The following is a 14,739-nucleotide window of genomic DNA, read 5'->3' as shown; positions in this document are numbered from 1 at the left end:
GGCGTGCCATCGTTATCAGCGTCCGCTAGGTCGTCAAAACCAGGACAGATATCGGCTGTATCACATACACCATCATTATCTTCATCAGGAAAACCCGTAGAAGTGGCCGTGAAGTTACCACTCTCTACGTGGTCAAAATCTCCACCTTCGAGAATTACGTCTCCATTATCTGCTTGTATCAGTTGGTAACCTCCTACTCCAAAGCCACAACACATACCGTCTCCATAAGTATCGTAGACGGTAAGGGTATATGTTCCTGTTACCAGGCAAAAGGTTTCGTTGATGACCGTATTTCCATTACTAGCAGGGTAGAATCCATGCATCTCTACTATCTGGTTGTTGCCGTCTCGGATTTCCCAACGTGTTTCTTGTGAAAAATTATCGAAACTCAAACGAAGCCTAAAGGATTGGCAAAACGAATCATCGTCTAGGCCAATACACAAATCTAGATCATCACAAATACCATCATTATCGCTATCATTTGTTGCCGAATAGGGGCAGGAGTCACAAAAATCTGGCATCCCATCTTGATCACTATCAATAGTATCATCACCTCCGGGACAGATGTCGACATCATCACAAACGCCGTCGTTATCACTGTCTTCGGGTTCCGCTTCAGAACACGGGAGCAGATCACTTAAGCAATTGAGGGTACTGATACTTGATCCTATTCGTTCCAAAGATTTGTTCACCAACGTATAAATATTGCCTATGCAAACATTTTCGCCCGTGATCTCTGAATAATATACCCGGATAAAAGGCTGAATATTTTGGTTCCTTGGCATGGCGCTGAAGTTGTACGAGAAAGTCATGACTTGCCCATCAGGCCGATGATAGGTGTAGGCGTCATAATTAGTTGCTAATACTTCGACATTTGTAACGACCAAGCCCTCCATTTGCAAATGGGCAGCAACGATCTCGGCAGATGGATTCCGTATTCCAATCAAAAAGTACTGACTTGCTTCATTGTGAGACAAGAGCGAAAATTCCGCCGATTGATTGGGATTAGTAATACCGATAGTGGGTAACTGACAGGAATGAGCGTGGCTTTGATGGCCATCGTCTTGGTTTTCTACCAAAATACAGTCCATCAGCCAAACAGCATCTTCAACATCCACCTGATCATTGCTGGTGAGGTCTGTACAATTGTAAACAGGCAAGTTATTATCAAGAATGCCATTAAGATATAAGAGTACGTCTCCTACCTCATAGATACTGTTTACATTAAGATCACCGTACCTAGCATCGCCATCACAATTGCCGAAGCAATCAGGCTGTGCATCACCGTGTACTACGCCAGTACAATCTTCGTAAGGTTCGCAATCAGGGATAATATTGATGGAATGAGCCCCCGCTAAATTTCTGGTAAGTTCAAAACAAACCTGGTCCCAGTTATTCTCATAACTTACCTCTTCGCGACCAAACAGATCGGGGTCACGGTCCCAGTTTACTACAATGACCAAGGTATAAATCCCGTCGGGGAGATCGGTGACATCAATCCACTGGCAAGCGAGCCCCGAGCTGTAAATATCTCCACATCCCGCTGAAATCCCCATATAGCTGCAACCGTAAGTAGCTGTGCCGCCTCCATTACATTCCAAATCCAGTACACAAAAACCGTTTTTAAAACCCACAGGTAGTGCTACACCGTTTTCATCATACATCCGGTACTCTGCGTATCCTTCTTGGTGCCAGTGGCCGTGGCAATCATCAAATTCAAACTGCCCGCTATTAGGGTCTGGTGCACCGATGACGTAATCTTCCGTGCCTACATTCTGAATGTGAGTCGTAAACCTGACCACCTCCCGGAGGCCGTAGCCCTGAAGACAGCCTTCACTAATGTAGCACCCATCTGAACCTTGCACCAAGGTAGAATAAATGGTATTCGCCAAGACCCCTGGTTTTACGATCAAATCCGGCCCTGATGGGCAATTGGGATTAGGGCCATACAAGCAGCTACCATCGTCTATTGTTGCTAAGGGGTCATAATTACAAGAGAGTGGGTCTGTACAACCTGAGACCTCGCCATTGGAGACAATTGTCCAATCGAAAGACCTTGCTGTACACGCATCTCCCTGATCTCCAAGCCTCAGGTAATACGTTTGACCAGCATGAAAAACAGCAGTAATTTCGGCTTGGTTCTCATCACAAGCATCGTCATTGAACAGGATGGCTTCTTCTTGACTATCCGTACCACTCAAACCTAGGCAACGGTCATAGACCCAAATGCTGGTATTGCAATCATTGTCAAAACCACAGGTACTGATGGTGTAACTTGCCTGAATGTCTGGTATAAAACGATACCAATGCTCTCCGTCCCCAACGGTGTAGACCGTCTCTAACAAGGCATCTTCAGGAAAAAAACAACTGCTTCCTACTTCGCACCCTTCGCCAAAGTAAGCCGTTTGACTAAAGCCAAAATTTACGCCAGAAGCAACTTGCTGCCCAGCAAACGCAAGCCCATAGTATCCTGTTTGGCCTCCAGCCATCCCATCACCAAAGTCGTCGTAAATCGTGAAAGTATAGCAACCTGTCGAAGCCAGGCAAAAGGAAGTATCCACATTAGTTGAAACCAAAAGAATACCATTCTCGTCATAGATTTCCCAATGTGTATCGTCCAGAAGGTAGTTTTCATCAGGCTCAAAATTGATGATCACTTCACTCAATCCTGATGAACACTGGGCATTTACGATGGTTGTACAACAACAAATAGAAAGAAAAAGAGCGGTTTGTAGAAAGCTTTTCATGTTAATGGGGTTTTGCTTTGCTAAAAAAACGAAAATCCCTGCATTTTCCCAAGTGATTGTCTCATTGCTGAAAGATATACTCAAAAAACAGGAGTCACCACGGTTTTTGGCTTAGATCAAATTCAGGCGATTCCTGCCTTTTGGGGTCGGCAAAAGTCCGTAGAAAGATGCAGAATGCTAAAAGTACCGTCTAGGGCTTATGGAATTACCTCACAAAAGCACACACCAAAATATTTTTACGATGCATCTTTAAATTGTACTTAAGAATCCCCTGCAGGAGTAACTATCGTACATCTCTGTTCATTTCTAACTTATTAATCATTTATCATGCTGAACTTTAATTTCAGTGGTACCGAGGTACTGCTTGGAACGGGTATGATCCTACTCCTGCTATTAAGCTTAGGTTTTCTTGGGCGGTACCTTTTTCGCCATCGCAAGCAGGAGAATCGCCAAGGTTCCCGAACAAAATATTCCTCTGTGGATGTCTTCCGTTATCAACCTGTATTTTTACGTCTGGGATTGGTTTGCTCACTGGCCTTCACTTTTCTGGCCTTCAACTGGACACAGTTTACAGCGCCCGACGCCACCATCACTGGTGCCATTGAAATGTGGGACGATGAAATAGACAATGCCCCTCCTATCACTACGCATCCTCCTCCCCCACCGCCACCTCCGCCGCCACCAAAATTCGAGGCCGTTATTAACCCTGTGGTCGACACCGTTACTTTTCGTAGTGGAGATGTTCGTGGCAATACCCCTGTGGCACCTAACACCATTTCTCGGCCTGAGCCTCCCAAGTACATCCCACCTCCACCGCCGATTAAAGACGAAGGACCAGACATAGTCATCATTGCTGAAAAAATGCCTGTATTTGGGGATTGTGGTGCCTTAGAAGACGAAGCCAGTAGGCGGCAATGCTCAGACCGGGCCCTTATTCAATTCATTGGCCAGCACGTCCGATACCCGGCTATTGCCAAGGAAAATGGTGTGAGTGGTACCGCAGTCATCCGGTTTGTTGTCGAAAAAGATGGATCGCTGAGTCAAATTGAAATGGTACGTGATCCCGGAGCTACCTTAGGCGCAGAAGCCCAAAGAGTCGTACAATTGATGGCAGACAGTGCGCCTAAGTGGTCACCTGGAAAGCAGCGAGGCCGTCCTGTTCGCGTACAGTTCAATTTGCCAGTGAGGTTTAAGCTGGAGTGATTTTTTGGTTGATGGTTGATGGTTAGTTGGAATGGTGTAAGGGTGTAGGAGAAACCAAATACTTCCGGCTCCTGGTGCGAAAAAGTTGTTTTTTTGGGGGAGCCCCACCTTTACTCCTTACACTTTTCCAACCTTTAATTCCGTCTTCACCACTACATCACTGTGAAGGGTTCGATGGACGGGGCATTTGTCAGCAATTTCCATAAGCTTTGCTTTTTGGGTATCATCGAGGCTGCCTTCCATTTCAATTAAGCGGTCAAAATGGTCGATTTTACTTTGGCCTTGCTCCGGGTTGTTCATGTCTTCGGTATAGTCTTTGCGATGACTGAGGTGTACTTTTACTTCCTGAAGATCCCACTTTTTACGGCGAGCATACATCTGCATCGTCATCGCTGTGCAGGCACCAAGACTGGCCGAGAGTAATTCATAAGGGGTTGGGCCAAAGTCATTCCCTCCAACTTCTATCGGTTCATCAGCGGTAAGGCTATGGTGGCGCACCATTACTTCAGAGGTAAATCCATCCTGCCCTAAACGCACCACTACATCGCGGTCGCTGGCCAATTTTTCTTTTTCCGGAGTTTCGAGATAGCGTTGTACCCAGGTCGCAATTATTTGCCCAGCATAGTGTGAATCTTCCTTGCGACTCATCAAATGGTCGGCACCATCGAGGGTAACGAAACTTTTGGGATGCCGAGCCTCCAGATATATTTTAGCGGCATTTTCGATAGGAACAGTCATATCCTGGGGCGAGTGTAAAATCAATAGCGCACGATTGAGCTGCTTAATTTTCTCTTCCTGGCTCTGCGCTTTGATGTCTTCCAGGAATTGCTGCTTCACCTTGAAAGAGCGTCCACCTATATTGACTTCTGCTGCTCCTTCTTTCACAATTTGCTCGGCTTCTTCATCAAAAAGATGATTAACGTGAGCGGGGTCATGCGGAGCACCAATCGTGACAATGGCTTTCACGGAAGGTAACCGATCAGCCACATGAATAACCGCGGCTCCACCCAAGGAATGACCAATAAGCAAGGACGGTGCCTGATAATGTGCCTCCAGAAAAGCGGCCGCCGCCTCTAGATCAGCAACATTGGACGTAAAATTGGTATCCGCAAACTCTCCTTCACTGTCTCCTAATCCGGTGAAATCAAAGCGTAACACGGCTATTCCCCCTTGGTGGAGTGCCCGACTTATATTGCGTACTGCTGTAAGATTTTTATTACACGTAAAGCAGTGCGCAAAAATCGCAAAAGCCACCGGGTGCTGGTTCACGGGAAGTTCCAAACGAGCAGCTAAGGTGTACCCTGTATTATTGGTAAAGGAGACTTTGGTACTGGCCATAATGAGAAGATATTCTATTAAATTTACTGCCAAATTTACCTATCTCTGGTTAGGTAAGTTGTCGAATGGCGGATAATTGGGCTTTTTTGAAGTGTAAGGGTTAATCAGGTTGGATTGCTGGATGCAAATAAACCTTTACACGCTTACACCCTAGAGTGTCCAATCTGGTGCTTTTCTGATGCGACGGATTTTAGCGCTTTCTTGACAGGCTAAATTGCCAGGTAGAGTTGCCCTCAGCCAGGTTGCGCGGGCTTCAGCCCGCACCCCTAGAACGGAGAGAACTCCTTGCGGGCTAAAGCCACGCGTAACCTGAATTACCAGCCAGATTGGACAGCCTACGCTTACACCTTTAAAACCCTTCCGCCCCGTTCCTCAAAGCCCACCGAAAGAAATCGGGCATGGCTACGGCCCAGGTAGCAGGTTCGTGCCTACCGTCGGGGATCTCCAGGTAATGGAGGTCGCTTTCGGGTTGGCCTTGCTGCCGGAGGAGGTCCATCAATTGCAGGGTATCATCAATAGCGTCGATGATTCCGTTTTGGTTGCGGTCACCGTCTTCGTCTTTGGTGCCGGCCTGGAACCAGTAGCGTACTGGTGGCAGGCTGCTAGCCTCGGCGACCTGGTTGTGCAAAATACGATTAGCATCGGGTAGCTTTTTATTGAAAGGGCGGCTGCGCCACCAGAGTGCGCCGGAAAAAATCCCTGCTGTGCCAAATTGCTGGGGATAATGCCAGGCCATGTCGAAGGCAACCAAGGCTCCTAGGGAGAACCCACCAACATGGTTTTGGCTGGGAGCTTGGCTCACGAAGTATCGCTTTTGCAAAAAAGGAATCAACTCCTCTAGGATGAAATGTGCCGTTTCGGGTGCTCGATTCCCGCGATCACCATAATCTGCACGGCTGATTGTGCCGTATTCCCACATACGGGCTTCGTTGGCATGAATGCCTACTACTGTAAAAGAGGAATAACCTTCATCCGAGAGTTGCTGCTGCATTGCTCTAATCGGCATGGTACGTAAATCTTGCCCATCAAGAAAAAAGAAGATCGGTTGATTTTTTGACTTATTGGTATGATACACATCAACAATGACCTTTCTGTCCAGGAATTCACTAGCCAAATGATGGGCAATAAAAGGTTTGCGGGAAACCGGAATTTGCCGTAACCATTGCATAAAATCATCTAGAAATCCACGTAAACCGCTGACAGGCATAAGAACAAGGGAATTATTGAAAAAAAATGCAAATACTAAACTATCTTTTTTGAGAAGAATAAGTGGTGCTATTCTGGCAATTAAGAATAAATGTATATTAGTCGTAAAATTGCTTGTTTTTTATTTGGTTTATGCTTTTTTAAACAACTGTAAACCAAATAAATAGCTTGTAACCTAAGCTAAAAGGCAGTAATTTTGCTAAAATTTCAGAGAACTTCCTAAAATACTTCTACGGTGCAGGAAAAACTAATTCAATTTTACTCTCATCATCTCGGCCGTGATATCGACATGCTGGTATTCGGAGACCGGGGTTACCCTGTAGTTTTGTTTCCTACTACAATGGGGCGCTACTACGAAAATAAAGACTTCAAACTGGTAGAATCTGCTCGCTGGTTTGTAGAACAGGGCTTGGTACAAATCTACTGTCCTGACAGTATCAACTCCGACAGTTGGTATAACCGAAATATTCATCCTGCGCACAAGGTTAAAAACCACATCCAGTACGATCGCTTCCTGAGCGAAGAATTGGTGCCGCAGCTTCAGATGAAAACGAGGACACATAAAGTAGCGGTAGCAGGACCAAGCTTTGGCGGTTATCATGCTGCTAACTTCGCTTTTCGCCATCCCGATCAGGTAAGCCACATGTTCAGCATGAGTGGTGCGTTTGACATCAAGACCTTTATGGATGGTTATTACGACCAGGATACCTATTTCAATAACCCTATCGACTTTATGCAAAATGCCAATGATCCGGCATTATGGGGTATGAAGATCGTCTTGGGTACTTCGGACTGGGATATTTGCCTGGACGCCAACCGCAAGATGTCGGAAATATTGAAATCTAAAGGGATTGACCACTGGCTGGATGTCCGTGGTTGGCAGAAACACGACTGGCCCTTATGGCGGGAAATGTTCCCTCACTATCTCAGCTTGTTGTAGTTTACAGATTGGAGATCAAGGCAAGAACTGATTTCCAGTTAGGCAACTAATCATTACTTTAGTCTTAGTTTTAAGAGCTTGAACACAATTCGAAATCAACTTTTCAATATGAAAAAGATCGGTATTTTATTTGGTAAAGAACGTTCCTTCCCTGAAGCTTTCATTGAGCGTATCAACAGCAAAGGAGAAAAAGGGATCGTCGCGGAAGCAGTAAAAATTGACAAGGTAGTACAAGGTGAACCTTCAGGTTACGCTGTGATTATTGACCGTATTTCACAAGATGTACCTTTTTACCGTGCCTTTCTTAAGAATGCAGCTGCTACCGGAACTGCGGTAATCAACAACCCTTTCTGGTGGAGTGCTGACGAAAAGTTTTTCAATAACGTTCTTTCTGTTACAGAAATGGACGTGCCTGTGCCAAAGACGGTTTTGCTACCTTCTCACCAGCACCCTGATGATACATCGGGCGAGTCGTTCTCTAACCTGGCTTACCCTATGGACTGGGAAGGCATCTTCGAATACATTGGCTTCCCAGCTTACATGAAACCTCACGCGGGTGGTGGCTGGAAGAGTGTGTATCGCTTGGAAAATGCCCAAGAGTTTTTTGAGAAGCACGGAGAAACCGAGCAATTGGTGATGATGCTCCAGGAAGAAATCAAGTTTGATGCTTACTTCCGTTGTTACTGTATTGGTGGAGAACACGTTCGGATTATGGATTACGAACCACGCAACCCTCACCACCTGCGCTATGCGGCCAAGCACGAAGTAAGTGACGAGCTACGCCAGCAAATGCATGAGCTAGTGCTGACGATTTGCCGAGGCCTCGGTTATGATTTCAACACCGTAGAATTTGCTATTCGTGACGGTATTCCTATCGCTATCGACTTCTGTAATCCAGCACCGGATGCAGAAGTTAGCTCTGTAGGCGCCGAAAACTTCGAATGGGTAGTAGAAACTGCTGCTACTTACGCTATCGAAAAAGCAAAAGCGCACAAAGACGGAAAAAGCAACCTCACTTGGGGCAACTTTATCCGTAACAATGTAGCAGCTACCGCAACGAAGAAGCCCGCAGCTAAACGTGCCGCAAAGCCAGCAGCTAAGCGCACTCCTGCGAAGAAGAAGTAACTAAAAGCCACTTACGATAGAGGAAGCGACAGCTCACAAAGAGCCGTTGTTTCCTCTATTCTCTTTATATACCCGTTACTAAGTGCCGGGTATACAAATCGTTAATTGTCGGATAGACTAACTAAGATTTTCAAATTAATACCTGCTTTTTCCTGACCTTTGCTTGAACAACCTTTTACCCTTAATCACTGTTTTTAATTTACCTTGCCTTAACCTCCCTAAAGCCATCTTTAAGAAACGGGTTTTACCAAATCGGTAGAAGCCACTATTTTCGCTAGAAAGTGAAGATAATGGCAACCATGAACTACACGCACTGAAATTGTTGAATTATGAGTGTTGCTCGATTAGCTATTCTGGATATGTATGACGGTGCTCCCAATCAGGGGATGCGCTGTATCAAAGATATTGTCTTGCAGTTTGCTGGTAAAGTGGATTATGAAGTTTTCGATGTACGCGGCAAAGCCGAAGTACCCGATTTGAGCTTCGATTTTTACCTTTCTACCGGTGGCCCTGGAAACCCATTGGAAGGCGACGGCGATTGGGATGCCAAATACTACGCTTGGCTACAGGCCGTATGGACTTGGAATCAGCACCAGACAGAAAAAAAGCCCGTCTTTTTCATCTGCCACTCCTATCAAATGGCGGTTAACTTTTTCAACTTAGCAGAAGTTACCGACCGGCGCACCATGTCTTTTGGTACCTTCCCGGTACACCTGACAGATGCCGGAGCAGAAGAGCATATTTTTGATGGTTTAAACAATCCCTTCTGGGCGGCAGATTTCCGCTTTTACCAAGTCACCCAACCCAATGAAGATCGTTTTGAGGAGCTTGGCGCAAGCATTCTCGCGCTGGAAAAAATTCGCCCTCACGTACCGCTCGAAAGAGCGATCATGGCCATCCGGTTTTCGCCGGAAATGATCGGTGTACAGTTTCATCCTGAGGCCGACCCTGAGGGTATGATTGCTCACTTCATCGAGCCCGAACGCCGTGAGGCCGTCATCACCGAGCACGGTGCTGAAAAATACCACCGTATGCTGGCCGATATGCGCCACCCGCGCCGGATTATGCATACCTATAACCGCATCTTGCCACAGTTTATTGAGCAGGCGATTGCGGCTGGGGAGATGGTGTTGGTGTAGATTTCTAATCCATAAATTTGTACTTTAGCCACAAAGTATAAATTTATGTTCCCTACTCGTCTTCTTACCCTCTTATTGTGCCTCGCTAGTATTAACCTGCTAGCGCAGCGTACCCCCATTGATTCTTCCCTGATGCTGAATTGGGAAGAATATGATCCGCCCTCTACTTTGGTGGTGCCGGAAACGGAAGTGACGCACGCCAAGTTTCCTTTTATCGACGTGCATAGCCACCACTGGCGGATGGCTACCCAGGATTTGGATTTACTAATACGGCAGATGGATACCATGAACATGGGAATCGTCGTCAACCTGAGTGGTCGTGGTGGGCAGGCGCTGAAGGACATTATGGATCATGTCAATGCATCGGAGCATAAGAATAGAATCGTTTGTTTTACCAATATTGAGCTTAGATCGATTGATGAAGAAGATTGGTTGGAAAACACCCTCAAGCAACTGGAATTTGATGTGAGCATCGGTGCTCGTGGTCTGAAGATCTACAAGAGCCAGGGCATGACCAATACCGATAAGGATGGTAACCGCATCAGGATCAATGATCCTCGTATCGCGCCGGTCTGGGCCAAATGTGGCGAACTAGGGATTCCTGTCATCATCCACTCTGCCGACCCTCCTTCTTTTTGGGAGCCACATGACGAAAACAACGAGCGCTGGCTCGAATTAAAGTTGCGCCCCAACCGCAAGCGTGACGCTGATAATCCTGCTCCTTTTGAGACTATCCTCGGCGAAGCGCACGATATTTTTCGCCAGCACCGTGGCACTACCTTTATCAGTGCCCATATGAGCTGGTATGCTAATGACCTGGAACGCCTGGGGCAATTCCTTGATGACAACCCCAATGTGGTGGTAGAAATTGGTGCCGTTATCGCTGAATTAGGTCGCCAACCACGCATGGCCAACCGCTTCTTTGAGCAGTACCAGGATCGTGTACTGTTTGGTAAAGATTCCTATAAACCCAATGAATACCCTACTTATTTCCGGGTACTCGAATCCGATGATGAATACTTCCCCTACTACAAGCGCTACCATGCTTTCTGGCGTATGTATGGCCTGAATCTATCGGATGAGGTACTGAAAAAGCTCTACTACAAAAATGCGCTGCGGGTGATTCCCGGGCTGGATGCGAGCTTATTTGAGGAGTAAGATAGGGCAGGATTTTGAACCACCAAAGGGCACCCAAGGGAGGTTTTCTTTGAACCATATAAGAATTATAAGAACCTATAAGTACCTTTTTTATAACCCCTTATATTTCTTACATGGTTCAATTAAATCTATGAGAAAGGTGGCCTATCTTCCTAAAAGTCAACGGTTTTTCGTAATTTAGTAGCGATTATGATGCCAGCGAAGTATATTTTGCTGTGTATTGTTTTAGTTATTAGAATTCTACTCGATTGTTGAACCCCTCTGCTTATGGACGCTTTCTATCAGCTCCGCTACGTAATGTTACTGTTCTGTCTGCTTACACTAAGCGGGCTTCGGGCACAAATTGATTATCAAGAAACACCTGAAGACGATATTCTTCAGCAGTTTATTCAGCCCAATCTACCACCACAGAATGTGCGGACCATGGGCGAATGGGAAGAAGTAGAAGGCCTGGTGATCGCTTGGGATGATGACTATACAGGCATCCTTACTCAGATTGTTCGCTATGCCGTAGAGGAATGCCTGGTGTATATTATCGCTCCGGATTTCAGCACCCTTAGTATTCATCTTGCTGTAGCCCAAATTCCAACGGGCAATCTCCGTTTTGTCCCCTCGGGTTTCAACAGTGTCTGGATACGCGACTATGGCCCTTGGACCGTTTACCTGGACAAAGTCAACCAGCGGGGGATTTCTGATTACGTGTACAATCGACCTAATCGCCCCCTTGACGATCAAATCCCTTACGAAGTAGCCGACTATATCGGGTCGCCGATCTATAATGCCGATGAAACCCCCTATCACTGGACACATTCCGGCGGTAATTTCCTCCGAGATGGCGTGAATACCGCTTATTCCAGTGACTTGGTTTTGCGAGAAAATTCCGGCAAAACCGGCATAGAGATCGCCGAGTATGCCCATCTTTTTTTCGGCATCGAAGATTACCGCATTCTCTCCCGTTTAAATTTTGATACGATCCATCATCTGGACATGCACATGCGTACCCTGGATGAAGAGACCATTGCCATCGGTGAATACCCACCAGGAGTGGCAGACGGGCCGGTTATAGAAGCAAACCTGTCGCACCTACGAAATCATTACCGCACGCCTTATGGCAAGCCCTACCGTATTTTGCGTTTGCCTATGCCGCCGCAAGGCGGGCTATTCCCTCCGTTTGCGGATTACCGTACTTATACCAACAGTGTATTTATCAATAAAACCATACTGGTGCCCATTTATGATGCGCCTTCGGATGAAGTAGCCCTTCAGCTGTACCGTGATTATTTTCCCGGCTACCGCGTGGAAGGTATCAACTGCAATGAGATTATTGATGAATTGGGAGCGCTGCATTGTATCACTAAACTAATCGGGGTGAAGCGCCCGCTATGGATTGCTCATCCTCGCCTACGGGATGTTTATGGTGTACAGAACTCCTATCCCGTTGATGCCTGGATTTACCATGAAACGGGTATTACCACTGCCACCCTTTATTATAGAACCTCGCCTGAAGCCACTTTCCTGCCCGTACCGATGATCAGAAACCTCGATGATCCCGCTCTTTGGCAGGCAGCAATCCCTGGAACACTTCCCGGCAGCGAGGTACAATACTACATTGAAGCGTTTGCTAACAATGGAAAAAGACAAGTGCGCCCATTGCCTGCCCCAATAGGATATTACCATTTCCAAGTAAAAGATTGGACAAGTGCACCAGTGGCCAAGTGGGTACAAACGGAGCGAGAAGTGGCACCAGGGACCCGTATCTTGTTTAGCAATGACTGCGAAGAAGGCCCCGTTTCCTGGGACTGGACATTTCCCGGCGGAAACCCCGTATTGTCGAACGACGAGGAAGTGACGGTTACGTACAATACCCCTGGTGATTATTTGGTTCGCCTGGTAGCGGCTAATCCGCTGGGAGCCGACACGCTCTTACGCACTAACAATGTCAGAGTGAGAGAAGCTTTCCTCCCCTTTTTTGAGGGTTTCACAGAAGGTGACCTCACTGCTTGGGAAATCATCAACCCCGATAATGCTCCCGTACAATGGCGCTGGCGAGCCGACGGCGGATGTAATGGCCCATGCCTAGAAGTACCCCACCGGGAAGCTCCACGAAAACTAAACCGCGAATACCTGCGCACCGCCATCGACCTGCGAGAATATACTCAGACAAGCCTTCAGTTTGGAGTAGCTTACGCCCAGCGGCACCCTCATCATTTTGATGAATTAAGGGTCAACCTGATAGATCAGCAAGGACAGCACCATAATATTTATAACAAAGGTGGGGATGTATTGTCAACTGTAGCCGAATACATACCAGGATTCCTACCGTCAAATTGTAATGATTGGCGTACCGAATCCGTTGATTTATCCCCTTGGGAGGGGCAGCAGTTTATCCTGGAAATCGAAAGTATCGGTGATAAGGGCAACAGCATCTTCCTGGATGAGATCACACTAGTGGCTAATGCGCTACCACAAGCAAATGTTGCCTTTCCGGCCAACAACACGCTCTACATTGGTGTAGGNCCCCTACAACAAGTCATGCGCGTAGAAGCAGATGACAGCGACGGAGAAATCGTACAGGTCGACTTTTTTCTGGGAAGTGATTTTTTAGGCAGTGATCTAACGGCCCCTTATGAAATGCCTTACCTGATGCCCAACTGGGGCAACTATGACCTACAGGCTCGTGTGACCGACAATGAAGGCGCACAAATTTGGACCGAAATCATCACTGTTCGTTACGATTATGAAAACAGTACTTCCTTCTTGGGTAACCTCCCCGTAAGTATAAACTTGGTTCCCAACCCCGTAAATACCAGAGCGGCACTCATCATTGAAAGTGAAGCGTCCTACCGAGGTCTCGAACTGACCATCAGTAACCCTACCGGGCAAATTATCAGCCAGTGGAATGGTGATATTCGTACAGGTATTTCTCGTTTGGATTTACCGGTGGAATACCTCTCTGCAGGGGCTTACTGGCTACAGGTGAGGTATGAGGATCAACAGCTGGTTTTGCCGTTGGTGAAGCAGTAGATTTTCGCTGGTCGGGGGACCAGCAGGATATATCCTTGTAGTCTGGGGACTACAAGGAGCGTTAGGGTTTAGGGTTGAAAAAATATACTTTAAGCATTAAAATTTGTCCCTAAATAAAATTACCCGCTCCTGTTAGTTTCCTAACTAACAGGTAATATTCTGCTGGTCTCCCGACCAGCTTTCATCCTATCCTACATTTTTTTCAAGCAAAAAAACAAAAGTCCCAGATTTTGGGACTTTAAAGTAGCACATTGCAGATGTCTATTTTATCATTCAATAATAATTTAAACCGATAAAGATGTCTCCTTACAAAATCCATGATCAACACAAACCTCATTTCCTAACACTTACCACTGTCGGCTGGGTTGATGTCTTTTCCAGGGCTATCTATCGGGATATAATTTTAGAAAGTTTGTGCTTTTACCAAATCCAGCGAAAAATGACGATCAATGCGTGGGTTATCATGAGCAATCACTTGCATTTAGTTGCACGAACAGCCCCACCCTACTTACTCTCAGATGTACTAAGAGATTTTAAAAAATTCACAGCAAACCAAATCATCAAAAGCATAAAGCAACTACCCGAAAGTCGGAAAGATTGGTTACTACAAGTGATGAGCTATCACGCTAAGTTTAATGATAGAAATCGTATCCATCAATTTTGGCAACAGGACAATTGCCCTAAGGAAATCAATAACTTAAGCTATTGTCTACAAAAGATAAATTATATTCATGAAAACCCCGTTAGAGCCGGGTTAGTAACTGAAAGGCATCATTACTACCCAAGTAGCGCGATTGATTACGCAGGAGGTAAAGGCTTATTGCCGGTAGAAATTATTTCGGCTTCTATGGTTTAGCTT

General features: G+C 46.2%; 10 protein-coding genes. 7 read left to right on the top strand and 3 right to left on the bottom strand.

Annotation, left to right across the window (positions count from 1 at the left end; genetic code table 11):
- On the bottom strand, positions 1–2,747 hold a 2,747-nt coding region (locus tag A3EU_RS33030), incomplete at its 3' end, for a lysyl oxidase family protein (protein ID WP_245569371.1).
- Positions 2,748–3,074: 327 nt separating this feature from the next.
- On the opposite strand from A3EU_RS33030, the gene A3EU_RS0117330 reads away from it, so the two are divergent.
- Positions 3,075–3,950, top strand: a complete 876-nt coding sequence (locus tag A3EU_RS0117330) for an energy transducer TonB (protein WP_020537458.1) — start codon at positions 3,075–3,077, stop codon at positions 3,948–3,950.
- 117 nt (positions 3,951–4,067) lie between these two features.
- Here the strand turns inward: A3EU_RS0117330 and A3EU_RS0117325 are convergent, their stop codons facing one another.
- On the bottom strand, positions 4,068–5,288 hold the full coding sequence (locus A3EU_RS0117325; RefSeq protein ID WP_020537457.1) for a bifunctional alpha/beta hydrolase/OsmC family protein: 1,221 nt from the start codon (positions 5,286–5,288) through the stop codon (positions 4,068–4,070).
- A gap of 349 nt (positions 5,289–5,637) precedes the next feature.
- Positions 5,638–6,495 (bottom strand): alpha/beta hydrolase, encoded by an 858-nt coding sequence (locus tag A3EU_RS30900; RefSeq protein WP_020537456.1) that lies wholly within the window; start codon positions 6,493–6,495, stop codon positions 5,638–5,640.
- Between the two features lie 234 nt (positions 6,496–6,729).
- Between A3EU_RS30900 and A3EU_RS0117315 the strand changes: the two genes are divergently transcribed.
- The 6 genes from A3EU_RS0117315 (at position 6,730) to A3EU_RS0117290 (ending at position 14,736) form a co-directional block, all read left to right on the top strand.
- Positions 6,730–7,434 carry an esterase family protein gene (locus A3EU_RS0117315; protein ID WP_020537455.1) on the top strand — a complete coding sequence of 235 codons (705 nt, stop codon included), beginning with the start codon at positions 6,730–6,732 and terminating at the stop codon, positions 7,432–7,434.
- 108 nt (positions 7,435–7,542) lie between these two features.
- Complete coding sequence (locus A3EU_RS0117310) at positions 7,543–8,559, top strand: ATP-grasp domain-containing protein (protein ID WP_020537454.1); 1,017 nt, start codon at positions 7,543–7,545, stop codon at positions 8,557–8,559.
- A 329-nt stretch (positions 8,560–8,888) separates the two neighbouring features.
- Entirely contained in the window at positions 8,889–9,698 is an 810-nt protein-coding gene (locus A3EU_RS0117305) for a type 1 glutamine amidotransferase (RefSeq protein ID WP_020537453.1), read from the top strand.
- A gap of 45 nt (positions 9,699–9,743) precedes the next feature.
- Complete coding sequence (locus A3EU_RS0117300) at positions 9,744–10,856, top strand: amidohydrolase family protein (protein ID WP_020537452.1); 1,113 nt, start codon at positions 9,744–9,746, stop codon at positions 10,854–10,856.
- Between the two features lie 267 nt (positions 10,857–11,123).
- Positions 11,124–13,880 carry an agmatine deiminase family protein gene (locus A3EU_RS0117295; protein ID WP_020537451.1) on the top strand — a complete coding sequence of 919 codons (2,757 nt, stop codon included), beginning with the start codon at positions 11,124–11,126 and terminating at the stop codon, positions 13,878–13,880.
- Positions 13,881–14,178: 298 nt separating this feature from the next.
- Entirely contained in the window at positions 14,179–14,736 is a 558-nt protein-coding gene (locus A3EU_RS0117290; protein WP_020537450.1) for an REP-associated tyrosine transposase, read from the top strand.
- Positions 14,737–14,739 lie beyond the last annotated feature (3 nt).

This window comes from Lewinella cohaerens DSM 23179, assembly GCF_000379805.1.
Classification (GTDB): Bacteria; Bacteroidota; Bacteroidia; order Chitinophagales; family Saprospiraceae; genus Lewinella; species Lewinella cohaerens.
This window is presented reverse-complemented; position numbering and strand designations above follow the sequence as displayed.

What these genes read in the sequence shown, in the direction of transcription:
- A3EU_RS0117305 (WP_020537453.1), top strand. Translation starts at nt 8,889, where the DNA reads ATGAGTGTTGCTCGATTAGCTATTCTGGATATGTATGACGGTGCTCCC.
- A3EU_RS0117300 (WP_020537452.1), top strand. Translation starts at nt 9,744, where the DNA reads ATGTTCCCTACTCGTCTTCTTACCCTCTTATTGTGCCTCGCTAGTATT.
- A3EU_RS0117310 (WP_020537454.1), top strand. Translation starts at nt 7,543, where the DNA reads ATGAAAAAGATCGGTATTTTATTTGGTAAAGAACGTTCCTTCCCTGAA.
- A3EU_RS0117290 (WP_020537450.1), top strand. Translation starts at nt 14,179, where the DNA reads ATGTCTCCTTACAAAATCCATGATCAACACAAACCTCATTTCCTAACA.
- A3EU_RS0117330 (WP_020537458.1), top strand. Translation starts at nt 3,075, where the DNA reads ATGCTGAACTTTAATTTCAGTGGTACCGAGGTACTGCTTGGAACGGGT.
- A3EU_RS0117325 (WP_020537457.1), bottom strand. Translation starts at nt 5,288, where the DNA reads ATGGCCAGTACCAAAGTCTCCTTTACCAATAATACAGGGTACACCTTA.
- A3EU_RS30900 (WP_020537456.1), bottom strand. Translation starts at nt 6,495, where the DNA reads ATGCCTGTCAGCGGTTTACGTGGATTTCTAGATGATTTTATGCAATGG.